The following is a 26963-nucleotide window of genomic DNA, read 5'->3' as shown; positions in this document are numbered from 1 at the left end:
ATAGAGAGTTCCTTTCGTAAAGCGGTGCAAAGATATGAAAAATAAATCATTTGTAGGCATTGACATCTCTAAAAATGTCATAGATGTATCTATATTTCGTGAGGATACCAACATCAAAATGTTCCCTCATGAGGTGTTCAACAACACTCGCAAGGGATTTGGCGATATGTGCTCATGGCTCAAAAAGAGCCGTGTGGTACTTTCCCAAGCCCTGTTTGGCATGGAATTTACAGGTTGCTACTCCTTGGACTTGGAAAAATTCCTCACGTCCAAGAATTACTCTTTCTGTATGCTTAGTACACGTATAGTAAAACATCATCCTATGGGGACAATAGATAAGCGAGACAAGAATGACTCTGCAAAGATAGCTGACTTCCTCTATCGTTATGATGGCACGGAATGTGCCAAGCCATACAAGTTGCCAAGCAAGGCTATGCAACAATTGAAGCAACTTGTCAATGAGCGTAAGTTCCTTGTGGAGCAACGGACAAACTTTATGAACCGAATGCAGATGTTTGAAACGAAAGAGGATTCTGCCATGTATGAGAGCTACATTAAAAAACTCAATCATGACATTGAGAAGATAGATCAGGAAGAGTGTGAATTAATGTCCAAGGAGGAAGATGTCTTTGACACTTTTCAGAATCTGTTGACGATACCAGGAATTGGTTTTGTCAATGCAACAAACATAATTGCCATCACACGAAACTTTACCGCTTTTGACACAGCTCGGCAATATGCGAGATATGTTGGCGTAGCTCCATGCAGTCACACTTCTGGTACCAGTGTGAAATGGCGTGCCCGACCTTCCGCACACTGTAACGGTCAAGTGAAAGCTGACCTGTCTATGGCGGCATTGAGAGCTGTTGAGTACGATGTGGAAATGCAAATGTTTTATAATCGAAAGTTAGGAGGCAGAAAAGATTCTGATACTAAGCGTAAGGCATTGAATGCCGTCAAGTTTAAGCTCATTTGCAGAATGTTTGCCATAGGCAAGCAAAAGAGAAAATGGGAAGTGTTGAACACCTCTGACGACAGAAAGAACTTACATATTGAAAAGTCCAAAGCAAGTGAACTATGACAATGTACCATTGTCTCTTATAGTCTTGTGAGGACAGATACGGATAACTAATTAGGAATCGAGCAAAAAGCTATTAAAAGAAAGAGTTCCGTATCGTTTTTTTTTTGTAACAGAAAAGTCAAAAAATGTCTTCTTCTGCTACAGGGGTAGGTATGACTATATGCTTTCTGGGGGCTATTTTGCTTATTTTAACACAAAAAAGCTCTCAAAAATTTGGTGATGTCTTAGGAATCATGGTATTAGATTTTATACAGACCATACGGAGAACACCCGGCAAACACGAACAACTCGGTATAGCCAATAAAACGAGGCGACAACCTATAACAGCCACACTCGGTAAGTTATACGTTGTCGCCTTGTTCATTTCACACACTCATCAAGGACATTCTCCTACACACTTTTCATTCTGTACGCTTCACGATAGTTAGCCATCAGAATCTTCTGAATGTCGGACTCGCGGTAGAGTATCTTTCCGCCAAGCTGGATATACGGGATGACACCGTTGTTTCGGTAGTCCTGCAGGGTTCTTCGGCTCAGTTGCAGCCTGGCACAAAGCTCCTTGTCCGTCATGAAGCGCTCACCGTCAAGCATGGGGCGGTAGTTCATCACGGCACGTTCAAAATTGTCAACCATTCGGTTGAGGTGGTTCACGATGTGGTTCATCCACTTGCTGTTTCTTGTCATTACTTCATTGCTCATAGTTGTCTCGTTTTATTGTTGATACTTACGTTACTCGGTTTACTTGCTGCTTTGGATTAAGTGGCTGTTGTATATTGACAGCCTAACCTGTGCGCTTGCGAAAGCGCATGTCCTTTTTCTTGTCCTCCACTACTGCTACGATAGCCATCACGTCCTCCGGCTTGTAGTAGGTCTTGTGGCTGATTTGCGTATAAGCCAAAGTTCCGTTGTCCCGAAGCGTCTGCACTGTCCGTGGGCAGATGTTGAGCGTCTGACACACGTCCTGCGTGTCGAGCCACTTGTTCATGGTCTTGTCCTCACTGCGCTCACGGATTCTGTCCATGCGCTTCACGAAGTTCTCCAACTGGGCATCAAGATAGTTGAATGCCTCTTCCTCGAATACGATGAATCCCATACTTTTCTTTTTTCTAAGTTAATACTATGTTGTATGTCGCAAAGCTCCAAGCATATGCTGTGCTCCACGTTTGTGAGTGCAAAGATAAGGCACGGCAATCTAAAAACAAGCGTTTTCAATTTCTGTGGCAGTATGTTGCCGGGGTTTGCCGACTTCAACGCCAAAAACAACAAGAAAAACTTGCACGACTGCAACGAATACATGAACAATGATGAGTTGAGAAATACGTTGAAGTTCTCACAACTATCTCGGTATGCAAATAAGCAAGCCACAACTAAATTGCCACGTTACACCCAATCAGTTGCATGGCTGCACTCTGTACACTTACTTTGCACCCGACAATCGGTCAATGGTGCAAACCGTGACCACTATACTAACAAATAAAACAGCATAAGCTATGGCAAGAACAAAAGATGTAGTCTTGGCTCCTGAGCAAAAGGAGCTGATGGAAAAAGAGTATTTGGATTTTGTTAAACCATCTACGTATGGCAACAAAGCCAATCCAAGTAGTTGTGATTCTCTCTATGATGATGTAGAGAACCCAGAGTTGAGAGCAATTGTAGAGAAAGTTGCTGCAACAACTCCCTATAGAGAGGAAACATCAACGAATGAGGCTCAATCGCCACCGAATCCGCAGAAGCGCATCAGTGGCAAGCAGCGCAAGGCGACATTGGAGGAGTATCAGCAGACCTTCCTCCAAGTTCCAAGGATTGACGACCGCAAGCCAGTCTTCGTCAGTTCCGATGTGCGAGACCGTCTTGATCGTGTCGTCCGCATCCTCGGAGGGAGACGCATGAGCGTATCGGGCATCATCGAGAACATCGTGCGCCACCATCTAAGCCTTTATGAAGAGGACTTCGAGGCTTGGCGCAAATTGTGAGAATTAAGGTCTGCGACCTTGGACGTGGATAGCTGAAAGGCTGTAGTTCCAACTAACGTGTTCTGAGAGGGAGCGAGGTTATGTTTTGGGAATCCCAAAACGCCTCGCTCCACCATGAGGGCGGAGGAATTTTGCTCCCGACGGTCGCAGAAAGTGAGTGTACCAACTGTAAACAGTATATCGAATGACAAGCATACATGAACAAGACAAGAGAAAGGGCGGAAGACCGCCCACAGGCAGGGTTCGCAAGCTGTCGAAGTCTGTCACGGTGAAGTTCTCGAAGCCAAGCTACGAGGCATTGAGACTGAGGGCGAGAAAAGCCAACCGCAAGCTGGCGGAGTACATCCGTGAGTCCGCCTTGAACGGCGAGGTGGTCAGCGGACACAATGCAGAGACGGTAGCCATCGCCAAGAACCTCATTGGCATGGCGAACAACCTCAACCAACTTACCAAGCTGTCGCATCAGAGAGGTTTCCATGAAACCCATGTATATGTGGTGGACTTGTTGAGAAGATTGAAAGAAATCCTTGGCGAGTATCGCCAAGCAAGTTATAAACCGAAGCCAAGCAGTATGGGCAGAAAGGAGGATACCACATGATAGGCAAGCTAAAGAAAGGTGCATCCTTTGGTGGTTGCGTCCGCTACGTGACAGACAAGGACGAGGCGAAAATCCTTGCATCCGATGGAGTGTTACTCGGCACGAATGCCGAGATAGTACAAAGTTTTGAGCTGCAAAGACAGCTAAATCCAAGGATTAAGAAGCCTGTGGGACACATTGCATTGAGCTTTAAACCCGAGGACAAGCCACGTTTGACAGATGAATTCATGGCTAAGATAGCCCTTGAATACATGCAGATGATGGGCATCACCGATACCCAATTCATTATCGTAAGGCATCACAACACGGACAATCCACATTGTCATATTGTGTATAACCGCATCAACAATGAGAGCAAACTCTTATCAGACAGGAATGATTACAGGCGTAATGAGCAGGTGACCAAGGCTCTTAAATCCAAGTATGGACTTACTTACGGAACGGACAAGAGCAAAACAAACACTCGCAAATTGCGCAATGCAGAGCGTGCAAAATATGAGATTCACAATGCCGTTAAAGATGCCTTGAAAGCCGCAGATAGCTGGCAGAAGTTCAAGAATGAACTTGCAAAACGAGGTGTTCACTTGGAGATTGTCTATAGGGACAAGGCGCAAACCCAGGTTCAAGGCATCCGTTTCTGCAAGGATGGATATAGTTTCAAGGGTACGCAGATTTGCAGAGAATACAGCTTTGTCAGGTTGGATGCAAGACTTGGCACAGAGTATAATCGTGTATCGCCAAGAGCCGAATCTATGCAGGGAGGACAACTAAGTTGTCACCAAGTAGAACAGACTCAACCAACGACAGAACATACCCAAGACCCTTGGAGTAATATTTCTTCCATCGGCTTGTTTGCTCCGTCTAATGCCCAAACTTATGAGCCATTCCCAGAGGATGAATCCGCCAAGAAGAAAAAGAGAAAACGCAGAAAAGGCTTCAGCCTTTGATGCAAGTTACAAACTTAAAATTAGAATCGAACATGAAAGAAGAACTATTGGAAGCCATCTATGGCACAGTTGAGAGATTGGAGCAGAAAGTCGATGAGCTTTCTGCCTCCACAAAGAACGCAGGAGCAGAAACCGTTCCTGCAAGTAATGACATAACCAAGTTGGATAAGTCAATCAATGCGATGTTTATCAAAGAAGAGGAAGTCAGAGGTAAAATATCCAAATTAAGAGATGCCATTGTCGTTTTTGCAGACCTTATCAAGGTTGAACTTGGCAAAAATGAGCAGCGAAGCAAGTTCTTGGTTGATGCAGTTAAGCAGATGATACAAGGGAATGATGTTTCCTCGAAGGCATTGCAAGACAAACTTGAAGTGATGAACAATTCACCTCAGAAGAAACTTGTCACCCATCGCTTCGAGCCTACATCAAAGTATGTTCTTCTTTTCATTGGCGGCTTGGCTCTATCCCTTGTCATTTCCATTTGGGGCAACCTCACCCAATGGCGAGAGCACCAAGATTGGGAGGAGGCAGACTTGAAGTATCGGGCATTGAAGATGGTGCTTCCATCCGATGACCCGAATGTTAGTTACATCGAAAAGCATTTTTCTGTTTGTCGAAATGAGAATGTTATTGATGATGTAAGAAATCGAGTTGCTGCTTATGAAGATTCAGTATGTCGATACCGTGAAATGGTTGAAACTGCAAAATATAAGGATAGTATTGCCAATAAATTATTGCTTGAATCAAAAGAAATTAGACGAATAATGGAAAAACCAAAATAGGAACATCATTATTTAGTTAATCTTTGTTTATGTTGGGTGTTATAATCCAAATATTACCCTTTTGTGTAGTGGATGTTTGAAAAAACAAATCTACTTTTGCACAGTAAAAATTTAAAGTATCATCAAAATGGAAAAAATGTATAGTAGAAATCGAATTTACATCAAGCCAGATGAACAGGAAAAAATTAAGCATTTTCGTGTTCTTTTGGGGGGTGCTGGCTTAGGAAGTGTCATTGCGGAATGTGCATTACGCTTAGGGTTTGAAACTATCACTATCATCGATGGTGATAAGGTGGAGAAAAGCAACTTAAACCGTCAGAACTATCGGTTGGAGGATGTTGGAAACTATAAGGCAGAGAGCCTCGCCAAGAGATTACTTTCCATTAATCCACAAGCGAAAATCACGGTCATCAATAAGTTTGTTGACCATGATAATGTAGAGGGATTGATAGAGGGACATGATGTTGCCATCAATGCCTTGGACTTCAAGAGCGACATTCCGTTTGTCTTTGACAAGATTTGTTCAGAAAAGAATATTTATGTCCTTCACCCTTACAATTTTGGCTGGGCAGGTTTTCTAACAGTAGTGGATCCTGATGGAAAACCTCTGGAAAGTCTTTCGGACAAGCCTTTAGGCTTTGAGTTGAAAGTTGCAGAATATGTTCTTGGCTACCAAGCATTTTGGATGCAACCCCAAGAATGGCTTGACAAGGTGGTCAAGCAATATCAAAGAGAGGAAGGTGCAATTCCTCCTCCTCAGTTGTCTGTTGCTTCATGGATTACAGCAGGTTTGTGTACGCAAGCTCTGTTTAATATTGCAACAGGCAAAGAGGTGAAACGATTTCCAAAATTCTATTTTTCATCCTTGCTTCAATAGTGAAGCAGGGATGGATGAGGGAAATCACAGTAGTTTATAGATGGTGGCAAAAGTAAGTGCTTCAGTGATGTTCTTGGTTCCAATTTTCTCAAATAAAGTTCTTCTATAGAATTTGATGGAATCAATGGACTTACACATCTTGTCCGCAATCTCATTCATAGTGAGTCCTTGCGAGCACAAAGTGAGCACTTGCTTTTCCTCCTCTTTCAATTGTATCATTTCCTTTTCTCTCCACTTGTGGAAATCCAAGTCGTATTTCCAATACTTCTGTGAACCCTCAATATGAAACTCTATATGGCCTGGTGTGGATTGCGAAGAAAGAGAAACAATGCACATTGCAATCCATATTCTACCATCTTCCGTAAGCAAAATTGGAGTTAACTTGTGATTGATAAGTACTTTTCTGTTACCATCGAGCATGATATGGAAATCGTATGAGATATAGCATTTGTGTTTGTCTTCTGGTGCAATCTTTGTTTCAAAGAACTTAAAGCCATTGCTATTGATTTCCACCAACATCTGTTGCTCATTTTCTGGTACATGCTCCGAATAAAAAGCATACCCCATCTCTTTCATTTCTTTTGCAGTATGTCCGCAAAGAAATAAAGGATTCTCTGATACATACAGGAATCCTTTCTTGTAATAATCGATAAGATACACACTTTGGTATAGAGAGCGTGATATTGCTTCTGTCGTGTGGATGAGTACATCCAACTTCTTATATTGCTCTTCATTGATAGCTCCAACAGAGTTAGCTGCAATGAAATAATCTTCTTCGTTTGCCATCTTGTTTTTATTATTTTGCTGCAAAAGTACTAAAAAATATTGATTTTACATCATTTTGTTACCCAAAAGGGTAAAGTTTTAATATAAAGTAACAGCATTACCCAAAAGTGTAGCCGCTTGTTTTGAAAAACGGGGTAGTTTTGCAACAGAAATATAAACATATAAAAATGGAAAAATTAATTGCAACATTTGAAGATTACTCTATCTTCAAGGCTGATGCCAAGTGCATCAATGAACTCTCTCAATTCATCGTGGTGGAGAATTATAAGCATCACGTAGGTACTGTTGGGGCATCTCAGATAGCTGATGATATTGCCGATGTAACAAAAGAAGAGCTAGCCCTATATGGGGACAATACCTATTTATATAGCTAGGGACAATCAAGGAAAAATATTAGGCTCCATTCGTTCCTTTCTTTGGAACCGCCAATCAGTATTACCATTGGAGAGAATCTATGGCATCAATCCGTTAGAAGCCATACATTCTGATGTAAAGTTCAACTATTGGCATGTAGGTCGCTTTGCTATAGATTCGACTTCTGGTATATCAACATTCACTCTTTTCAAAAGTTTGATGGCTTTGGCTGTCCAGCCTATAGTTGGTGACTGCGATAGTTATATGGTTGCAGAAATTGACTGTAAGCTATTGAAAGTTATGAATGCTCTAGGATTTGAGACAAATCAATTAGGAGATTCGCTTTACTATTTAACTTCCGAAACAGTACCTATATCTTCTAGTAAACAAGGTATAATGGGCTTTTATTCCAAGTATGGATACCTATGTGGAGTAGCTTGATTACACAAAGGGGTAATAATAATTGTTAAACGTTATTTATTACCCAAAAGGGTAAAGGTGGCTTGCTCTATTAGTTATACTTTTGCAGCAGAAATATTTATAGCACATAAATATAGTATAGCATTTAGACTAAAATAAAATACAAATATGAAGAAAGTATTTTCAACAACAATCTTGTGTCTCTCGGCAATGACCCAAATGATGGCACAGAATATCATGGGAAAAGTAGTGGACACCAAGGGTGAGCCTTTGGCTTTCGCCAATGTGGTGCTCCTAAACCGGCAAGACTCCGCGTTCGTCAAGGGAGCGGTGAGTGGAGAGGATGGTAGCTTCTCAATAGACTCCGTCTGCAATGGCGGAATCATCAAGGTGACATCCGTGGGCTACAAAACCATCTGCAAGGATTGCGAGGGTGAAAATGTGGGTGTCATCAAGATGGAAGAGGACAGCAAGATGCTCGGTGAAGTTGTGGTGAAATCATCACGCCCTGTTATTGCCATCAAGGGCAATGCCTTGGTTACTACTGTAGTTAATTCTCAACTGTCTCATGCAGGCACGGCGAACGATGTGTTGCGCCAAGTGCCGATGGTTACTGGCAGGGATGGAAACTTCGAGGTGTTTGGTAAGGGTACGCCGCTCATCTATATCAATGGTCGTCTTGTCCAAGACAAAAATGAACTTGCACAGCTCAATTCACAGGACATCAAGAATGTTGAAGTCATTACAAATCCTGGTTCCAAGTATGATGCCTCCGTCAAGTCTGTCATCCGCATTCGCACCAAGTTACCACAAGGTGACGGCTTTAGTGGAACACTTCGTGCGCAAAATGGCTTCCGCCACTATTTTTCGAGCATGGAGCAAGCTAACTTGAAATACCGTACGGGTGGACTGGAGTTGTTCACCAATCTCAATTACTATGGCGGCAAATTCTATAGTCATGAGAATACGAACATGGAAACGCAAGGTTCTACTACTTGGCTTCAGAACATAGAGAGCATCAACCGCATGAGAAATAATGAGTTCTTTGGCAAGTTTGGCTTGTCATGGATGATCAGTGAACGTCATTCCATCGGTGCTTACTATATGAATGGAGTGGGTTTACAAAAGCCTCATTCAGATTATAGCTCTATATCGTATGCCAATGGTAAATTGGACGATGAGGTTTCAGCTGTGAAAGAGGGGAGAATTCATGCTGTGCCGAAGCACCATGCCAATATCTATTATAATGGTGATGTAGGCAAACTGGGCATTGACTTCAACATGGATTATATGTGGAGAAAGAAGCATGAAAATTCCGATCAGTCTGAGACGAATATGAATCAGCAGAAGAATTTGGTGGCATCCACAAGCATTGGACACTCACGGATGTTTGCGGAAAAGTTGGTGTTGAGCTATCCTTTGTGGAAAGGACAAATCGAAGTGGGAAATGAATATACAGCCTCTCAGGTGCTGAATGATTTCAATATCAATATGGCAACCATTGGCAACAGCAATACCAAGAGTGACGAGAAGAACATGGCTGGTTTCTTCTCCATCGGTCAACAGTTTGGGAAAATCGCAGTAGAGGCAGGTCTTCGTTATGAGCATGTTCGTTTTAAATATACAGAGGATGGACAACTCAAGGAAGATAAGAGCAAGACTTACAACAACGTGTTCCCTTCACTCGCCATTTCTACAGAGATAGGTAAGACACAATGGGCATTGAGCTACAACAGCAAGATGCAGCGTCCATCATACGATGACCTTGATGGAACACTCAACTATGTCAATCGCTTGACCTTGCAAAGTGGTAATCCTTATCTTTCTCCTGTCAAGATTCATTCCGTGGAGTTGATGGGTGCTTGGAAGCAATTCTTTGCAAAGGTATCATACGAGTACAAGAAGAATGCCATCATCAACGAATCGAAACCATACGGCGAGGATGGAGAAATGAAGTTGCTCACGATGGAGAATACGCCAAAGATACAAGAGTTGCAGGCTTTCCTTGGCGCACAATTCCAAATCGGATTTTGGCAACCAAAGGTAAATGCCGGCATCATCAAACAGTGGTTCTCTGGGGAATATCTGGGTGAACGCAAGTCCTTCTATAATCCATTAGCTGTAGTACAGTTTCAGAATGCCATCCATTTACCAGGCGACATCTGGATGAACATAGACATAGAATGGAACAGCCGTGGTAACAAGGAAAATATGAAACTCAGTTCTTCCTCATACCTCAATGCCAAACTTTACAAGGCTTTTTGCAGAAATCGTTTCTCGGTTACGCTCGAAGGTAACGACATCTTCAACAAGAGCAATCGTGACGTACAATTCTACAACAAGGATGTTACGCTTTGGCAAAGCATCACAAACGACAGCCGTTCCTTGCTCTTGACATTGCAGTATAACTTCAATGCATCAAGAAGCAGATACAAGGGACAAGGTGCTGGTAAAGAGGAGTTGAATCGCTTCTAAAAATAAAAAGAGGTATCCGAAAATCTTAAAAAGAGTAGGAATATTTCGTAATTTTATACATTATGGAAACAAACACATTATTGAAGCTCTCAGAGAAAATAGAGCTTTGTGGATTAGAGGACGAGTGCAAATAGTCCTCGCCCTCGCAGTTGCTTTCTACAAGATACCTTATCCTATATCCATAGATGCTAATGGTGAGGTCATCAATCAAAGAACAGTGCAAGTGTTTGTGCCATATAAGTATTTGTACCTTTTCGATGAGCCAAGGACGGCTCATGTATCTTTCGAGGGTAACGACAATGTATCTTATAACTGCAACATTATAAGCCATAATGCCAAGCTCATACATAGTGAAGATGGCAACTATTTTATGGCTATAGCCACAGTGATCACACTGGGACAAAATACTCCTATACTGCAAAAGTATATGAAAGCCGATGTCAGGATCATCGTAAGCAACAAAACGTTGTGGCAGCAGGTATTTGGATAATTCTAGTAAGCAAAAATAAAAAATGACACTTTGTGGTTATTCTTTACAAGAATTGCCACAAAGTGTCTTCATTGTTGTTGTAAAATCAAGAAGAACCACTATAATGTATATCCCAATGTCAGATGATAGCTGTGGTTCTTGAATTTAAACTGAGGTGACTTGTCAAGAAAACCACGAGAATAGCCTAATGTTACAGCATAACGATTGGCATAAACAAACTTTCCTTCAATTAAGCCTCCAACATCCCATCGCTTATAACCATTAAGGCGATTGGTATTATGTTGATAGTTGTTGAAGCTGTTCCATTTGAAGCTATTTCCTGAGTTTTCACCAGCATTCTCTGTTACATTCTCCTTGATAGATACCATGGAAAATCTACCATATGCACCAACAGAAGGAATGAAATGCAACTTCTCACCCAGAGTGAAGTCATATCCAAACTTAACAGGGATTTGTACAGATACTTCTCTAGAATTAACAGATGGGAATGTCTTTTGATTTAACTTAAAAAAATGATGAAAATGAAGATGTGCCAAGTTTAGAAATTCTTGACACACCTTTGTCTTAGATGACTTAATATAATTTGAAATTTATGTTAAGTTTTATGGCCTGGTTTGGTGCAGAACTATTAATGAATGTACCATAAAGTCTGCCATTAATGCCAGACCAAACTGTCCCCGAATAATCCCATGTCACACCATTATGCTTTTCGGTTTTACGGTCAGATGTAACCGTAAAATAATTCCATTCTGCAGAAATCTGAGAATGCTCAGTTGGAGTATAAGTTGTAGATTTCCCAGTTCTTATATCCTCTGCAGTAATATAGCATTTGTCTTTTGTCTGAACTGATGCAGGGTCATTGTTTGGAGATGCTATCATGCTATTAGTCCTTGAAATGTTATCAAGATGAAGGAAAAGTGTAACAATAGAGTCTGATGTATCTATAAGTTTTACATTCCAATCAAACACAGAAACCTTCTCTTCATTTTCTCTGACTATAAAGCTATAATCGGATTTGGTCGAAGAAACTAACGCATTAACATCATTCATTGATATTTCTGCATCATTCAACTTACCCTTAACATAACTCTGATGATATATGACTTCTTCTGGCTCGTCGTCTTTTGAGCAAGATGCCAACACTGTTAGCATAAAGAAAGTGTACATAAGCAGCCTATAGCTTTTGTTCTTTATCAAATTCTTTACCATAATAATAGCCATTTTAATTTTACGGTCAATTTCCTATCTGATACTTGTAGGTGCTATAACAACATCTATCGCACCAGTGTTGAGAGAGTACATTTCATAGCCTTTTGAACTAGCATATTTGTCTGACACAATAATCGGATCTTTGAAGTTTAGGTATAGGCTACCTAAATCATCGTCTTCATCCTTATATTGATATGAAATGGTGAAAGTCTTTTGACTTGTTACTTGGCTGCTGAATCCAAGACTAAAACTTCCTTTATCATATTTTCCACTTGCGCTCAAATCTGCTTTGTTGATATAGCTTGTTGTATAACTATCTGTTATAGTTTTTGTTGTGCCATTGTCTTTTTCGAAGAATTTGATGTATATACTTACAGGACTATTTGAAAGATCCCATGTTCCAGTAAGATATATATCTTTATAAGCAACATTTACCCATTTCCCCATAAGTTCATCTGGGGTAGTAGTGTACCACCATCTGCTATGACGGAATCCTGTATGGTGTTGTTTAGTAACATGAAATTTACTAATGTAGAATAGGTCTGAGCCTAGTACTGAAATTGTTTTAGTTTCGACCATATTGCTGCTTCCAAGATAAGCTTGGAAAACAATTTCATAAGCACCATCTGTCCATAAATCTTTTGCTATTTGTTTGCCTGAAGGATGTCCTTTTTTATAATCGGCTTCATTTTTAAGATGTGGATCTTCTCCTATCTGTTCGTTTGTAATGGCACCGTATTTCTGTGGATCAACTCTAAATTTATATAGTTTCTCTCTTATATTTGGATCCAACTTGCCATTTTCTTTATTGTTTGGTGACAGACCATAATAGACATATTCTCTATCGATTAAATACTTGTTGTTGCGAAAGTAGTTGTAAGCTGTAATACATCTTTCATCAAGACTATCTTTTTTCAAATAAGGTTTTTCTTCTGGAGCAGTTTCGGTATTATCTTCGTCGTAATGAGAATACTTTGCCCTTGTTTCACAAGATTTTGTTCCATCAAAAGCAGAATCAACAAAATCATACTTATTCATATCCATGTCAGAGTTGTTGGCAGAACGAGTTGCCTTTTTGCCTACAACTTTCATTCTCTCGTTTGACTTTACCACCATAAAAGGGAAATTAGGTAAGTCTCCCTTAGGTAAAGACAAAAGGGAATCCCCTTCTGCATAGAATACAGAATTGTCGTTATCCTTTGCATATGTAACTGCAACTTGTTCATCAGAAGTATCCCACTTATTGATGCTAAAAGCACCAAAAGAAGCTAAGTCTGGTATCATCACAGTCAGCAAAGGTAAATTTTTCTCAATTGTAGCGATTTCATTTTCAGAAGAATAAGACACAAGTATGTCACGCAAGGTTTTTCCATCTGTGACAGTCTTGTCTTTTACAAATGGATAAAACACGTCATAATCCTTATCATACTGCTTCTCTGCTTCACTCTTTAAAAAAGTTCTTAAAGCTTCATTCTTTGCTACTGCAATAGACAGAATTTTAGCAAAAGATTTCTGAGCGTCAGTTTCACTAATCGTTAAATCACTCACATTACTCTTGGCATCAAGTACGCCACTTACATTGTCGTCAGACTCACATGCTGACAATGAACACATAAGTGTTACAATGCATAGGAGCATAAAGATTTTTTGTTTGACAATTAAATTCATTTTAATACAATTTTTGATAAAACATTAAATTTTTCGGATGCAAAATTATAACGTTACTTCGGTTCGTGCAAGCCCAATCACCATGAGTCGGAGAAATTGGGATATGAGTCCCTATAAATTGCAGATGAATCTTGTCCTACTACCCAATAACATGGTTCGTAGGCGAAAATAACGGATTCATGGGCGATTTTTCGTCTTTCATAGCTCTAACTATTGGTAATTTCGTAAAAAAGCACTAAATTTGCACACAAAAATGAGTAATATGAGCAAATATAATAGTTTTATAAAGAATTGGTGCATCATATCCATCGCCACCTGTATTTTTTCCTACATAATGTGGGGATTGATGGACTTTGAAACATTCGTAGGCACAGGTCTCACCATTGAAGACTTGTGCTTCGACATTGCATATTGTTCCTTTTACACATTGTTTTCTTTGTGGGTTTCATTTTTCTTGGGTAACATCTTTGTAAGAGACAAGATAAGCTATCCTCGCTTTGCCACCCATATCCTATTGTTGCTGCTAGCCAATTCTGTTTTGGCTGTTGCATTTGAAAACATATTTGATAATCTTTGGCATGATGGGAACGATGTGTATTGGGACAGATTATATGTTTTTGGATTAATCGCCACATTGCTGACCATGGTGAATGCGTGCATGTATTATTGTTCCATCCTCATCAGAAAAGAGAAGGAAAACGTAGTGCTTACCAATAATCTCTTGCGTCAGCAGATGAATCCGCATTTCATATTCAACAGCATTAACACGTTGGCAGACTTGATTGAGGAGAATCCTGTACAGGCAGAAAGTTTCACTCTGAAATTCTCTGAAATCTACAGATATGTAGTCACACATTTGGATGATGAGACGGTGCCTTTACATGAAGAGATTCATTTCGTGAAGAACTATTGTGAGCTTCAAGAGATAAGTTCTCCTCATACCATACATGTGGAAATTGCCGAAGAACTGGAAAGATGCAAGAATAAGATCTTACCATTGGCGATACAAATGATGGTAGAGAATGCGATAAAGCATAACTGTCATACTAAGGAAAGTCCGCTTTCTATCTCAGTGTATTGTCATGGCGAATATATTATCGTTAGAAATGTAGTGAATCCGATAAAGAGCACTTTACCTACAACACAAAAGGGATTGTCAAACTTGCGTCTGCGCTATAGTCAATTAGGAAAGGAACTAGTCGTTAGTAACGATAATAAATATTTTGAAGTCAAACTTCCAATCTTATCAAAATCATGAAAGTTTTAATCATAGAAGATGAAGAACGTGGCTTTTCAAGACTGAAACGCCTCTTGCAAAACATAGACAACTCTATGGAAATACAAGGACCGTTAACAACAATGAGAGCGGTCATCGACTATCTGCAAAATCCGCATGACGAGGATGTAATCTTTGCGGATATAAGACTGGGCGATGGTGATGTGTTCGAGGCTTTCTTGGAGATAGCCCCAACTTCGCCTGTGATATTCACCACGGCTTATAATGAATATGCCTTGGAAGCATTCAAGAGCAATGGCATCGCCTATCTTCAGAAACCGATATTGGCAGAAGAATTGGAGAAAGCTATAACAAAGGCTAAAGCCCTGTGCAATAAAAATATAGATTACTCAGCTCTGATGGAGAAAATGGGGATGGCAACAGGCAAGAAATGGAGAGACCATTTCCTTGTGCATATCTATGATGGCTTCAAACTTGTCAAGACTACTGACATTAGTTATTTCTTCTCGGAGAATGGTGTCGTTAGAGCATATCTTAGTGATGGTAATTCTGTAACCATCAATCAATCTTTGAGTGACTTGGAACAGCAACTGAATCCCAATTTGTTCTTCCGTGTCAGCCGCCAATATATGGTAAATATCGAGCGCATTGACAAACTCACCAATTTCTTCAAATACAAAATGACCATTAGCCTTCATGGATTTCCTGAGTTGCGAATTGTGGTCAGCAAAGACAAAATCATGCAATTGAAGAATTGGCTCGACAGATGATGACAAGAATTGACTTGATGTTTTTTTCGCACAACTATATAAAAAAAGAAGTTTCACTGTGGTACATATTGTTGGGAGGCGTACCACGGTGAAAATTGTGGAAACAGACAATATACATTAAATTTGGATTCACTGATGTTTCTAATCTCAAATTACTTGCGAAGCAAGGTTTTACTATAAAAAGTTCTAATTTCCATAAAATTCCTCTTGTAAATCATTGGATATTTAGAAAAATATCGTATCTTTGCCCCCAAATTGAGGTGTTCTTTGCATATTGCAAAATACAGAAACGAGCAGAAGTCCGCTCGTTTCCATATTGTTACCTATATAATATAGGCAAACGCCCAACTTCTTGATTTTCAATCAAAGTCCAAATTAGAGCGAGTTAGTTTTTTTAACAAAAAGCTCTAAAGCAGCCTAGTACCAAGCTTGTACATAAGGAAGATGGCAACTATTTTGTGGCAACAGCTACGATTCATACACAAGGGAATAGCAGAGAGTCTGTATTACAAAAGTATATGTAAGCAGATGTAAGAATCATCATTAGCAACAAAACTTTATGGCAGCAGGTATTCGGATAAGTTAGTCCGAATACCAAACTGCTATCTCCACAATGGCTCATCTTGCCAATGCTTAGGAAATCCCATGGCATTCGTGTCGACTTCTGGATATTGTGACAATAAGTCCTTGAACTTAGCACATAATTCATTTCGTGGATCAATGGCATTGAGCCAATATAACAAGCAGCAAAGAACGGAATATAGTCGATTAGCGACTTCGGGCTTATTCATTATCCATGCTTGTTTTAATTTCATTGGAAGTTGGGGCATAACAGGCATCACACGATTCCATACACGCCCATGATGGGCACAACAGTTGCGAAGCGCATTGATGGATTTCATCCAGCTTTCAAGTATTTCTTGCTGAGGAACGTTATAGGAACGAGCTATTTTCTTTTTGGCAGCACCATTGGCGAAATTGAAATACAATTTTGTCAAGCAGCCAAACGATGTCAAATCTATTAGTTTCCAAGCTGGCGGAAAATCTTCCTTGCCATACTTTACATAATGCTCTTTGATAAAATCATCCTTGGAACGCTGCAGTTCTCTATCCAAAGAGGAAAGATTCTCTGCAAACTTATGCTTGTCAACAGCTAAATCGGGATTGATAAACCAAAAAGCTCCATAATTCAAAGAAAACTGGTTGATAACCTTTGCCCGCAAAGAAATCTCAATCTTTTGAATAGCGGAAAATAGTAGGGTTCTAAGTTTGACATCAAACTCATAAAGTCTCACAGCTTTCTCAAAGGTAGCATTTTCCTTATAGCCATGCTTATCCAATGCCTTGAAAGGACGCAAATATGCTGCAAATCTAAAGTAGCTGACATTCTCAAGGAAAGCAAATGCTTTTCTCTCATCCATAATCACTAATCCCTCATTTTGAAGATTGGCTAAAAGGGTTGCTGTACCAAGTGGTGGATTAATATATTCCATACGCATATAAACAAAAAGTTCCGCCCTGGTACGCTGTTCTATGGGAAGCGTGGCGGATTCTAGTGCTGCAAAGATACGCTTTTAATTTGAATTCTCCAAATGTTTTCAGAGAAATCTGTTTATAAGATAGAAAATTTAACGCAAAAAGTTCTAAATTAAGTTCGCTCGTTTCCAGATTGTTACCTACTATTATATAGGCAAACGCCCAGTTTCTTGATATTCAAGCAAAGGCCAAACTGGAACGGCTTAGGTTTGTAAACAAATCAAGTAGGCTCTAAATACTCTATGAGTGTACTTCCCTGAAAAAGGTTGTCACTTAGGAACAAACAGAAGTGACAATGAAACGTAAGACAAGAATTGAACGTGTGTATAATGAGGACACTGGTTGGTTTGAGACCCGTGAGGTAGAGTTGAATAGCTACTCTTTTACAGATGATGATCGTATCATGATAGTTCGTGAGTATATGGAGAGTGGGCTCCCAGCAGAAGAAATCATCAAGAAATACTATATAAGCAGTCGTACAGTGCTATTTTCTTGGATGGATAAGTTCTTAAATGAAAAAGATTTGTTATCTTTGCCGCCAGAAGACCAAAACCGTGACGATATGGCAAAGACAACAAATGAACAGTTGAAAGAGAAAGATGCAGAGATTAAGCGTCTCCGCAAGGCTTTGGAGTTAGAGAAGCTTCGCTCTAAGGCATTCTCCACCATGATTGACCTCGCAGAAGAAACCTTCAATATTCCTGTGAGAAAAAAATCTGGTACCAAACAGTAAGCTTGCTCCGCACAGAGTGCCAGAGCCAAGGTTTAGGCACTCTATGCGGGCTGTTTGGTTTCACCCGGCAAGCATATAATAAGCGCAATGTCTCTGACGGCTTTGCTGAAGAGGCCATTGAGTCTATCATCATTGAAAAGGCACGTGAGTATCGTAAGTCGAATCCTGGCTTAGGAGCTGCAAAGTTGCATGCCATATTGAAACAGATGTTTGAGGATACTGGCTGCTTCCCTGGTCGTGACGCATTTATTGAGATGCTGCGTAAGCATGGACTCATGGTACGTATAAAGCGCCGTAGGCGCTATAAGACAACAGATTCCGACCATAATTATCGCAAATACCCAAACCTGATTAAGGGAGTAGTTCCTACCCATCCGAACCAGATTTGGGCAAGTGACATCACCTATGTTGAAACCAATGAAGGTGTGTGCTATCTCTCGCTTATAACAGACCTGTATTCCCATAAAATCGTTGGATGGGCTGTTGGTCCAACATTAGAAACTGTATATCCATTAGAAGCGCTTAAAATGGCATATAAAAGCATTGATGAAGAAACTGCAAAAGGACTCATTCATCACTCTGACAGAGGAAGCCAGTATTGCAGTCAGAATTATGTATCTATCCTAAAAAGTCATGGCTCACAAATAAGTATGACTCAAACAGGAGATCCTTTGGAGAATGCTATAGCAGAACGTGCAAACGGCATTTTAAAAACAGAATGGCTTTATAGAATGACAATTCCTACTCGTAAAGTATGTAAGAAGGAACTGACCAGGATTATTGCGTTTTATAACGACGAAAGACCGCATATGAGTATCGGTAATCAAACACCATCAGTTGCACATACTCAAGTGGGGCCACAGCAGAAAATGTGGAAAAATCCTTGGGAAAATTCTTCTAATTAGTTGAAAATGTGTATCTTTGCATTTGAAAGAATATCATCACCGTAACCTTTCTAGGGATAGCTCCTTAAAAAGAGTAACCTAGTTAGGTATAATGGGTATTCGCTGACAACCCATATAGTGATAAAAATAAAAATGCGTAACTCATTTAGTGATAAGAAAAATAGATAGTAACATATTTAGTTTAACCATCCTAAAGGTGACAACTTTTTCACGTATAAGATAGAGTAAGGAACTGAAGTGTTAAAATGGAGTTAAAATAGCGTTTATTTCGCTACGAATGGTAAAAAATCGGTTTCGTAGCGAAATAAACGCTATTTTCTTTCGCTATTTCCGAAATTAGTCGTATATTTGCAGCGAACCAATTGGGTATGATTATGTGTGAAATAATAGGTAGAAAAAAGGAAATAGCAGAATTGAAGCGTTACTACGAAAGTGGTAGAGCTGAGTTTGTGGCTGTGTATGGTCGTCGCCGTGTCGGTAAAACATTCTTGATTGATGAGGTGTTTCATGATGATATGGTGTTTCATCATACAGGATTGTCGCCTTACGACCGTCGTCGGAAGGTAACCTTGAAAGACCAGTTGCAGAATTTCTATTTCTCGCTTCTTCGTCATGGTATGGAGGATATTGCGCAGCCTAAGTCGTGGATGGAGGCTTTCTTTTTGCTGGAACGTTTTTTGGAAACTTGCGATAATGGTTCCCGACAGGTGGTATTTATCGATGAGTTGCCCTGGATGGATACGGCTCGTTCCGGTTTTCTTACGGCATTAGAGGCTTTCTGGAATGGTTGGGGCAATATGCGCCACAATTTGTTACTCGTAGTCTGTGGTTCTGCCACCTCCTGGATGCTTGATAATCTAATCAGTAATAAAGGTGGATTATACGGGCGTTTGACTGGCGAAATCAAACTGTCGCCGTTTACTTTGAAAGAATGTGAGGAGTTTTATCAGAGCCGTGGCATCAAGATGTCCCGTTATAATATTACGCAGGCTTATATGATTATGGGGGGAATTCCTTTCTATATGAATTTCTTTAATCCTTCCTATAGTTTGGCTCAGAACATAGATGCCTTGTTCTTTGCCCGTCATGCGAAGTTGGGGGATGAGTTTGACAGGCTTTTCAATTCTGTGTTTGATAATGCCGAAGACTGTATGAAGATAGTTCGCTTTTTGGGTACCCGCCATGCTGGTTTCACCCGTAAGGAGATAGCAGAGCATACCGGTTTGAATCCGAATGGTGATTTTACCAAGATGCTGAAAGCCTTGTTGGGAAGTGATTTTGTGGTGAAATATACTCCTTTCGGTTTCAGTCAGCGAGAGGAGTATTATAAGCTTATTGATTCCTTTTGCTGGTTCTGGCTTCATTTTAAGGAGAAGAAGGCTGTAAATCAAACTGATTACTGGCAACAGCATTTGAAGGAAAGCGATGTTGCCTCATGGCGTGGTATTGCTTTCGAGGAGGTTTGTTTGCAGCATATTTCACAGATAAAATATGCTCTTCATATAGGTGCGGTGTCTTCGCAGGAGTCTTCGCTCATAGTGAAGGGAAGCGAGGAGGCTGATGGCATGCAGATAGACTTGCTGATAGACAGGGCTGATGATGCAGTGAATGTTTGTGAGATGAAATTTTATAAGGCTCCTTATGCCGTGACCAAGGGCTATGCTCAGGTGCTGAATAGCCGCTTGCAGGCTTTGGAAGAAAAGAACCCTGCCAAGACATTCCTCCTTACGTATGTGGGAAATTCAGAACTGGTGAGTAATGAATATTCCGATATATTCAGGGCTTCAGTAACACTAGATGATTTGTTTATTTAATGAGTTTGTCTGGTTCTAAAACTATACTTTGTGGTAATGGCTGACGCTGGAATAGCCTCGATTTTTAAAACACGGACAAATTGAATTTGTCCGGTTCTTTTGTCCGGTAGCTTGTAAGTTACTAAAAATGAGTGATTTATATAGCTGCGGGCAATTTGTCCGGACAAATTCAATTTGTCCGTTTGTTTTTTTTAGCCCTTTTTGGCTTGAAAACCTTGGGATATGATGCCGAAACCTATGAGATGCTGGGAAGAAACCTATGAGATGCTGGGAAGAAACCTATGAGTTATGATGAAAGAAACTATGAGTTGTGGGTGAGAAAACTATGACTTAGGATTTTTAACAATTCAAGATGGTTTGAACCCCTTGGCTTATCCAAACGAAATAAGCATCAAAAAATCCGAAACAGATAACTTGGTAAGCTTCTGTTTCGGATTTTTTCTTTATTCTTCCTTAATCTTCCAATCGCTGATAGTGCGCTGGGTGCTGTCAAAACTGATACCGATTTTTATCAGTCGCTTGCCCTCTGTATGATATGGCAGCATATAGCCTTTTTCGTCTATTTGTGCCAAAGCCTCATCAGCACTCTTATCTACCTTCAGTTCGAAGACGTAGATTGTATCTGGCATGTGCATCACGGCATCAGCCCTGCCGATGGCACTCTTCACCTCTGTGCGGATATAGATGTTGAGGAAACTGAACATCAGATAGAAGATAGTCTGATAATGCTTCTCGCTGTGATTCTCCAAATCATATGGTATCGTAGCCATATACGTGCGCATGTGCTCCAGTGCCGCCTCGATGTCATTTCTATAAACCGCCTTGCAGAATCCCAAGAGGAAGGCATTGTTGTCAGAACGGCGAGGGTTCACATAATGAGGAATCAATGAGTTGAGCAGTCCGTCGCGTACCTCCTTGTTTGGGATGCCCAGCGTATATTCCTGAAACATCGGTTCATATTTCTTGATGGTCAGATAGCCGCTCTGGTAAAGCAATGGCAAGGCTTCTGTCATTTCCTCTGTTGATTGGTCGAAGGAACTCAATACTGTCTCTTGACTCTCTAAAGTAGAAAGATTGACATGATACTTATCCAAGAGTTTCAAGAGGAAGGATGGAGTGCCGGAACCAAACCAGTAAGGAGCAATCTTGCCTGCATTCATTGCCTTTACAAGACTGAACGGATTGAAAATATCTTCTGATTTCTCGCTGAAATGATAACCGTCGTAGAATTGCGTCAGCTCTTTCAGGCACTCCTCATACGTCATGTTCAGTGCCTCGCCCATAGCCTCAATATCTGGTTTCATCTGCGTGGTAAGCTCGGTTTTGCTGATGCCGCAGATGGCTGAGTACTGGTCGAACAGACTGATATTGTCGAGGTTGTTGAGTTCGCTGAATATGCTGAGCTGCGAGAACTTGGTGATGCCCGTGATGAAGGTGAACTCCAGGTAAGGATCGAGTTTTTTCAGAGGACTGTAGAAGTTCTGCATAATGCGGCGGAGCGGTTGCAGGTTTTCCTTTTCATGTACCACATCCAGCAATGGGGCATCGTATTCGTCGATGATGACAACAGCCTTTTCGCCCGTCTGCTCATAAGCACGCTTTACGATACCATCCAACCTTTCGTTAGGGTAAATTTCCCCTTCTCCTTTACCATAAAGTTTCTCGTAAGGCAAAAGCTGCAGATTCAGATAATTGTTCAAGCCATCTGCATCAAAATGTTTGGCACCGCTCATATCGAAGTGGAGCACAGGATGCTTCACCCATTCCTTCTCGTATTCAGCAATAGCCAATCCCTCGAACAGTTCCTTTCTTCCCTCGAAATAGGCCTGAAGGGTAGATGCAAAGAGCGATTTTCCGAATCGTCTTGGACGGCTCAGAAAGATATACTTCATACCTTTTTCTCTGAAATCCACGATGTATTTGGTCTTATCTACATAGAGATAACCTTTCTCGCGAATTTCTTCAAAAGTCTGAATTCCTACAGGATATTTATTTACTATTTTTGCCATAATCCTACATGCTTTACGTTTTGCGCTGCTAAGTTACAAAGAAAATCCGAATTAACCAAGCATAATGGTTAAAAATAAAATGCTTTGTAAAATAAGGCGTTCTGAATCCCCCGAAACATGTAAAATAAGGCACTCTGATGAGTTAAAAACATGTAAAATAAGGCTTTCCTCATTATTTTTTCTTACCTTTGTTCGCCCCGAAAAAACAACGGGATTGGGTTGTGAAAAGGGGGAAAGAGAAAATAGAGATAAATTTAAATATAAGAAATGAACAAATTAAAAGCTTTATTGGGTTTCGACCCAAAGACTACTACGGTCAAGACGGAATTGATAGCTGGTATGACTACCTTCCTGACCATGTGTTACATCCTGGCAGTGAACCCTACCATCCTCGCCACTACGGGTATGGACAAGGGAGCTCTCTTTACTGCCACAGCCATCGCTTCAGCCATCGCCACCTTCCTGCTGGCTTTCATGGCAAAGTTGCCTTTCGCCCAGGCTCCCAGCATGGGACTGAACGCCTTCTTCGCCTTCACCCTTTGTCAGGCTATGGGCTTGACCTGGCAGCAGGCTTTGGCAGTGTTGCTCGTAGAGGGTATCATCTTCCTAGCCATCACCTTCCTCAATATCCGCGATAAGATATTGGAGTGTATTCCGAAGAATCTCCGATTCGCCATTTCTGCCGGTATCGGTATGTTTATCGCTTTTATCGGTTTGAAGAATGCGGGGATCATTACTGCCAATGCGGATACTTTCGTGCAGCTCGGCAAGTTTACACCAGTCAGCATCCTGGGTCTCATCAGCATCCTGCTCTGCGGCTGTCTGATGGCGAGAAGAGTGAAGGGCTCTTTGTTTATCGCCATCATCATCTCTACCTTGATAGGTATTCCGATGGGCGTAACCCAGTTCTCTGACAACTGGATGCCGGTATCTACCCCTCACAGCATCGCTCCTATCTTCTGCCAGTTCGATTTCACCGGCTTCTTTACTCCTAAGATGTTCATGGTGGTATTCTCGCTGTTGCTTGTCAACATCTTCGATACCATCGGAACGGTTCTGGGATTGGTTTCCAAACTCGGTGTCAAGGAGAATGAGAAGGGCGAGATTCCGGGTGTGAAGGAGGCGATGATGAGTGATGCCATCGGTACTACAGCCGGTGCATTGCTGGGTAGCTCTACGATTACCACTTATGTGGAGAGTGCTTCGGGCGTTGCCGAGGGTGGTAAGTCGGGTCTGACATCTTTCTTTGTGGGTTTGATGTTTATCCTGAGCATCTTCCTGGCTCCAATCTTCCTCCTGATTCCGAGCGCAGCCACCAGTGGTGCCCTGGTAATGGTGGGTGTATTGATGATCGATTCGTTCAAGAAGATTGAGTTGGAGGATATCTCCGAGTCTTTCCCTGCCTTTATCACGATGATTACAATGGTACTCTGCTACAGTATTGCCGATGGTATCTGCCTCGGAATCCTGAGTTACGTGCTTATCAAGATGATGGTGGGTAAGTTCAAGGATCTGAATCCTACGCTGTATATCCTGAGCGTCTTCCTGCTCTTCAATTATGTTTTCGGTTAATTAAACGACAGATAAAAAACGAGGCGGCAAACTGCATCACGCAGGTTGCCGCCTTCTCTTTTCTAACTAACTTTCTTATCAACTATTCAAAATGTTATTACCTATATATGGATTCCAGGGCATCCTGCCCTGGATGTAGTCTGTTACTTCAAACGGATGATATTCAGCGAGCTGGCTGGAATCTCTACCATAGCACCGTTCTTCTCTGTAGTTACGTAGTTTTCTACAGGATAGATGTTGGTAGGATTGTCGATGGTGTTCTCCTCCAGACCATTCTTGGCAGAAAGGCGGATGAGCTTGCCATTCTTGATTTCCTTGCCCTGAAGATTAATCTTCGCTGTGGTGTGCTCGGTGCTGGTGTTGGCAATCTTCAGGATTACCTCGCCCGTCTGCTCATCAAGTGTGGCTGTTGAGAAGATACCAGAAAGGGTGTTTGCCTTCAACTTGGTAGAGAATACTTCCTTGCCATCCAACTTGGCGAAGATGCTGTCGCCTACTACTTTCAGCTCGATGTCATACCACTTGCCGGTCTCAATCTTGCCTGGGCAGGTAGCAATCTGACTCTTGGCACCATTCACGATAGACTCCACACCGTGCTGGGTATTGTTCCAGCCACCGAGGTTCAACCAGCAGTAGTTGTTCTTGTCTACATAGTTGAAGATGATGAGGAAACCTTCGTTTCCGGCATCCTTCTTCGCGCGTACCTTATATATATAACCGTTGCTGGTAATCTCACCTGGGTTCAGACGGATGCAGCTCTCTTCGTTGCTGGTCTGCTTGATGAGGCTACCTTCAGTCTTCCACTGTCCACGAATATCGGTAGGCAACTCCTGCAAGGTCATCGGCAGCGCCTTTCCGTTCTCATCGCTGTAGCCCTTGTCCTCGAAAGAAACCTGAGTGCCCCATGTTCCCATACCTACACGGCAGATGGCTGGCTTCACCTGAGTCTGCTCATATTTGTATGGATTCTCCTGGTTCACCTTCAGTACACGGGTACCGATGTTGTTTGCCATCACGTTCTGAACGTAGTAAGATGGAGTTCCGAATACCTTGTCTGATGTATACTGAATCATATCAGGTGCCCACATACGGTTGTTGAGGTTGGCGAAGATAGGAGCATAGGATGCCATGGTCACGATGTCTGAGTTGTTCTCGATGCCCATCATATAGACAGCCTCACCGAGTGCTGCATCGAGCGAGCCCATATTGCCGAAGCCCTGGGTTACGGCATATTCACCTACATAAATCTCGCTGCCCTTACGGTCGTAGTTATCATACTTGTTGAAGTTCTCGGCAAACCAGGCAGGATTTCTGTAGTAGTGCTCGTCGAGGAGTTCTACGCTCTCGTTGCTTTCCCACTTAGGGTTGTCATCGCCCCAAGCCACCACGTTACCGATGAGGTGCATCTTAGGATATTTCGCCAATACAGCATCCTTGAATTTCTTGAAGCGCTCGTAGTAATGGTCGCTCTGAGCCGCAGGATCCGGCTGGTTGTTCTCATTACCAATTTCCAGATACTCGATATTGTATGGTTCCGGATGACCGTTCTTAGCTCGGAGCGCACCATATTTAGAGGTAACAGGACCGTTGGCATACTCCAGGGCATTCATGCACTCATCAATCCAAGGCTGGATGCTGTCTACAGGAGTCATACCGCCGTGCCACAAACCTACGTTTACAACATAGAGAGGCTTGGCGTTCAGATCCTCGGCAAGCTGAAGATACTCGTCGAATCCCATACCATCGCTGGTACGGTAGCGCCAGTTTACGTTCTTATGGCCCGGACGTTCCTCGATAGGACCGATAGTCTTCTCCCAGTGGAAAGCATTCTCAGGAGATTCCTGTCCCTCTACGTAGCAGCCGCCTGGGAAGCGGACGAACTTAGGATGGATGTTATAGAGAAGCTGAGCCAAATCAGGGCGCAAGCCATTCTCGCGATTCTTGAAAGTAGGAGGGAAGAGGCTTACTACATCGAGAACAATGGTACCCTTTCCTTCGGCTACGAGTTCAAACTGGGCCTTGGCGTCGTTTCCGTTGGCAGTCAACTCAGCCGTATATTTGGTCCACTTCTTGCCAACCTTGGCATTGAGTGCGGTTTCTGCATACACCTTGTCGCCCTTTGCGTTGATGAGACGAGCCTTCAATCCGCCCTTGTAGCTACCTTTCGCCCAGAAGGAGAGTTTGTAGGTTCTGCCCTGCACGGCGTTGATTCCCCAGAAACCTTCGTTGATGAGAGAGGCTGTAGCAGCTGGCTTGGCAGCGATGGTAAGCTGGAGTGCCTTGCCCTGTGCATTGTTGAGCAAACCCTTATTGATGAGTTGTGCATTGATCTTTGCACCTTCCTGAGCGGCAGTTTTCCAGGTAGGGATATTCTTGTCATCGTCTTCGAAAGAACGGTTGCTGATGAGTTCGGCATAGAGACCGCCATCTGCAGCATGGTTGATATCCTCGAAGAAGATACCATAGAGGTTAGGAGATACCTTGATACCTGGGTTAGAGGCATCTACATTGATGGTAACCTGTGCGTTGGATGCCAAAGCAGAGGCCAACACTGCTGAAAGTAAAATCTGTCTTTTCTTATTCATTTCTTATTCTTAGGTTTGTTTGTTTACTTGTTGGTTGGCATGAAACCAAGCTAAGCCTGAATTCATGCCGCTATTAATACACAGTTGCAAAAGTACACAAAAAACACAAAGAAGAGGTGGACAAAAAGCGAATTATAGTGTA

The 26963-nt window shown here is 41.7% G+C and carries 25 protein-coding genes; 16 read left to right on the top strand and 9 right to left on the bottom strand.

Translation table 11 applies throughout. The features are described 5' to 3' along the window. Positions 1-34: 34 nt before the first annotated feature. Positions 35-1081, top strand: coding sequence for an IS110 family transposase (locus ONT19_RS10505; RefSeq protein ID WP_007896893.1), 1047 nt, complete (start codon positions 35-37; stop codon positions 1079-1081). 390 nt (positions 1082-1471) lie between these two features. On the opposite strand, the gene ONT19_RS10500 is transcribed toward ONT19_RS10505, so the two are convergent. Beyond that, positions 1472-1780: a helix-turn-helix domain-containing protein gene (locus ONT19_RS10500; protein ID WP_264964880.1), complete on the bottom strand. Its 309-nt coding sequence runs from the start codon at positions 1778-1780 to the stop codon at positions 1472-1474. A gap of 82 nt (positions 1781-1862) precedes the next feature. Beyond that, on the bottom strand, positions 1863-2174 hold the full coding sequence (locus tag ONT19_RS10495; protein ID WP_008656559.1) for a helix-turn-helix domain-containing protein: 312 nt from the start codon (positions 2172-2174) through the stop codon (positions 1863-1865). Between the two features lie 397 nt (positions 2175-2571). Here ONT19_RS10495 and ONT19_RS10490 point away from each other — a divergent pair, with 397 nt between their 5' ends. The 5 genes from ONT19_RS10490 (at position 2572) to ONT19_RS10470 (ending at position 6258) form a co-directional block, all read left to right on the top strand. Next, positions 2572-3054: a DUF3408 domain-containing protein gene (locus tag ONT19_RS10490; RefSeq protein WP_117829707.1), complete on the top strand. Its 483-nt coding sequence runs from the start codon at positions 2572-2574 to the stop codon at positions 3052-3054. 184 nt (positions 3055-3238) lie between these two features. Beyond that, positions 3239-3652: a plasmid mobilization protein gene (locus tag ONT19_RS10485; protein ID WP_140223396.1), complete on the top strand. Its 414-nt coding sequence runs from the start codon at positions 3239-3241 to the stop codon at positions 3650-3652. Then, a complete protein-coding gene (locus tag ONT19_RS10480) occupies positions 3649-4599 on the top strand; it encodes a relaxase/mobilization nuclease domain-containing protein (protein WP_264964879.1) in 951 nt (316 codons plus the stop codon). The genes ONT19_RS10485 and ONT19_RS10480 overlap by 4 nt, the downstream gene beginning before the upstream one ends. Positions 4600-4631: 32 nt before the next feature. Next, positions 4632-5381, top strand: coding sequence for a hypothetical protein (locus tag ONT19_RS10475; protein ID WP_264952491.1), 750 nt, complete (start codon positions 4632-4634; stop codon positions 5379-5381). A 127-nt stretch (positions 5382-5508) separates the two neighbouring features. Further along, complete coding sequence (locus ONT19_RS10470) at positions 5509-6258, top strand: ThiF family adenylyltransferase (protein ID WP_153113406.1); 750 nt, start codon at positions 5509-5511, stop codon at positions 6256-6258. A 24-nt stretch (positions 6259-6282) separates the two neighbouring features. Here the strand turns inward: ONT19_RS10470 and ONT19_RS10465 are convergent, their stop codons facing one another. After that, positions 6283-7044, bottom strand: a complete 762-nt coding sequence (locus ONT19_RS10465) for a helix-turn-helix transcriptional regulator (protein WP_118080992.1) — start codon at positions 7042-7044, stop codon at positions 6283-6285. 167 nt (positions 7045-7211) lie between these two features. Here ONT19_RS10465 and ONT19_RS10460 point away from each other — a divergent pair, with 167 nt between their 5' ends. The 4 genes from ONT19_RS10460 (at position 7212) to ONT19_RS10445 (ending at position 10783) form a co-directional block, all read left to right on the top strand. After that, a complete protein-coding gene (locus tag ONT19_RS10460; RefSeq protein ID WP_264952492.1) occupies positions 7212-7418 on the top strand; it encodes a hypothetical protein in 207 nt (68 codons plus the stop codon). Further along, complete coding sequence (locus tag ONT19_RS10455) at positions 7390-7839, top strand: hypothetical protein (protein ID WP_264952493.1); 450 nt, start codon at positions 7390-7392, stop codon at positions 7837-7839. Before ONT19_RS10460 ends, ONT19_RS10455 begins: the two co-directional genes overlap by 29 nt. 147 nt (positions 7840-7986) lie before the next feature. Then, positions 7987-10293, top strand: coding sequence for an outer membrane beta-barrel family protein (locus ONT19_RS10450; RefSeq protein ID WP_118080991.1), 2307 nt, complete (start codon positions 7987-7989; stop codon positions 10291-10293). A 106-nt stretch (positions 10294-10399) separates the two neighbouring features. Continuing rightward, a complete protein-coding gene (locus ONT19_RS10445; protein WP_264952494.1) occupies positions 10400-10783 on the top strand; it encodes a hypothetical protein in 384 nt (127 codons plus the stop codon). A 98-nt stretch (positions 10784-10881) separates the two neighbouring features. On the opposite strand, the gene ONT19_RS10440 is transcribed toward ONT19_RS10445, so the two are convergent. The 3 genes from ONT19_RS10440 to ONT19_RS10430 form a co-directional block, all read right to left on the bottom strand. Continuing rightward, complete coding sequence (locus tag ONT19_RS10440; RefSeq protein WP_264952495.1) at positions 10882-11151, bottom strand: hypothetical protein; 270 nt, start codon at positions 11149-11151, stop codon at positions 10882-10884. Positions 11152-11356: 205 nt separating this feature from the next. Beyond that, a complete protein-coding gene (locus tag ONT19_RS10435) occupies positions 11357-11992 on the bottom strand; it encodes a hypothetical protein (protein ID WP_264952496.1) in 636 nt (211 codons plus the stop codon). A 33-nt stretch (positions 11993-12025) separates the two neighbouring features. Next, on the bottom strand, positions 12026-13660 hold the full coding sequence (locus ONT19_RS10430) for a hypothetical protein (RefSeq protein WP_264952497.1): 1635 nt from the start codon (positions 13658-13660) through the stop codon (positions 12026-12028). A 262-nt stretch (positions 13661-13922) separates the two neighbouring features. On the opposite strand from ONT19_RS10430, the gene ONT19_RS10425 reads away from it, so the two are divergent. After that, positions 13923-14918, top strand: a complete 996-nt coding sequence (locus ONT19_RS10425; RefSeq protein ID WP_264952498.1) for a sensor histidine kinase — start codon at positions 13923-13925, stop codon at positions 14916-14918. Continuing rightward, positions 14915-15667, top strand: a complete 753-nt coding sequence (locus ONT19_RS10420; RefSeq protein WP_264952499.1) for a LytR/AlgR family response regulator transcription factor — start codon at positions 14915-14917, stop codon at positions 15665-15667. The genes ONT19_RS10425 and ONT19_RS10420 overlap by 4 nt, the downstream gene beginning before the upstream one ends. Before the next feature lie 602 nt (positions 15668-16269). Here the strand turns inward: ONT19_RS10420 and ONT19_RS10415 are convergent. Further along, positions 16270-17160 (bottom strand): Abi family protein, encoded by an 891-nt coding sequence (locus ONT19_RS10415; protein WP_234698984.1) that lies wholly within the window; start codon positions 17158-17160, stop codon positions 16270-16272. Between the two features lie 338 nt (positions 17161-17498). Between ONT19_RS10415 and ONT19_RS10410 the strand changes: the two genes are divergently transcribed. The 3 genes from ONT19_RS10410 to ONT19_RS10400 all read left to right on the top strand — a co-directional run bounded on the left by ONT19_RS10410 (position 17499) and on the right by ONT19_RS10400 (position 20655). After that, on the top strand, positions 17499-17936 hold the full coding sequence (locus ONT19_RS10410; RefSeq protein WP_089543290.1) for a transposase: 438 nt from the start codon (positions 17499-17501) through the stop codon (positions 17934-17936). Between the two features lie 2 nt (positions 17937-17938). Beyond that, on the top strand, positions 17939-18841 hold the full coding sequence (locus tag ONT19_RS10405) for an IS3 family transposase (RefSeq protein ID WP_153083943.1): 903 nt from the start codon (positions 17939-17941) through the stop codon (positions 18839-18841). A gap of 374 nt (positions 18842-19215) precedes the next feature. Next, positions 19216-20655, top strand: coding sequence for an AAA family ATPase (locus ONT19_RS10400; protein ID WP_264952500.1), 1440 nt, complete (start codon positions 19216-19218; stop codon positions 20653-20655). A 443-nt stretch (positions 20656-21098) separates the two neighbouring features. Here the strand turns inward: ONT19_RS10400 and ONT19_RS10395 are convergent, their stop codons facing one another. Next, positions 21099-22664 (bottom strand): ATP-binding protein, encoded by a 1566-nt coding sequence (locus ONT19_RS10395; protein WP_118079168.1) that lies wholly within the window; start codon positions 22662-22664, stop codon positions 21099-21101. Positions 22665-22931: 267 nt separating this feature from the next. On the opposite strand from ONT19_RS10395, the gene ONT19_RS10390 reads away from it, so the two are divergent. Further along, positions 22932-24236, top strand: a complete 1305-nt coding sequence (locus tag ONT19_RS10390; protein WP_264952501.1) for a solute carrier family 23 protein — start codon at positions 22932-22934, stop codon at positions 24234-24236. A gap of 143 nt (positions 24237-24379) precedes the next feature. Here ONT19_RS10390 and ONT19_RS10385 read toward each other — a convergent pair whose 3' ends face one another. Continuing rightward, a complete protein-coding gene (locus tag ONT19_RS10385; RefSeq protein WP_264952502.1) occupies positions 24380-26821 on the bottom strand; it encodes an alpha-L-arabinofuranosidase C-terminal domain-containing protein in 2442 nt (813 codons plus the stop codon). Between the last annotated feature and the right edge of the window lie 142 nt (positions 26822-26963).

It is taken from the genome of Segatella copri (assembly GCF_026015625.1).
Lineage (GTDB): Bacteria > Bacteroidota > Bacteroidia > Bacteroidales > Bacteroidaceae > Prevotella > Prevotella copri_H.
The sequence above is the reverse complement of the archived record's forward strand: the minus strand, read 5'-3'. Positions and strand labels throughout refer to the sequence as shown.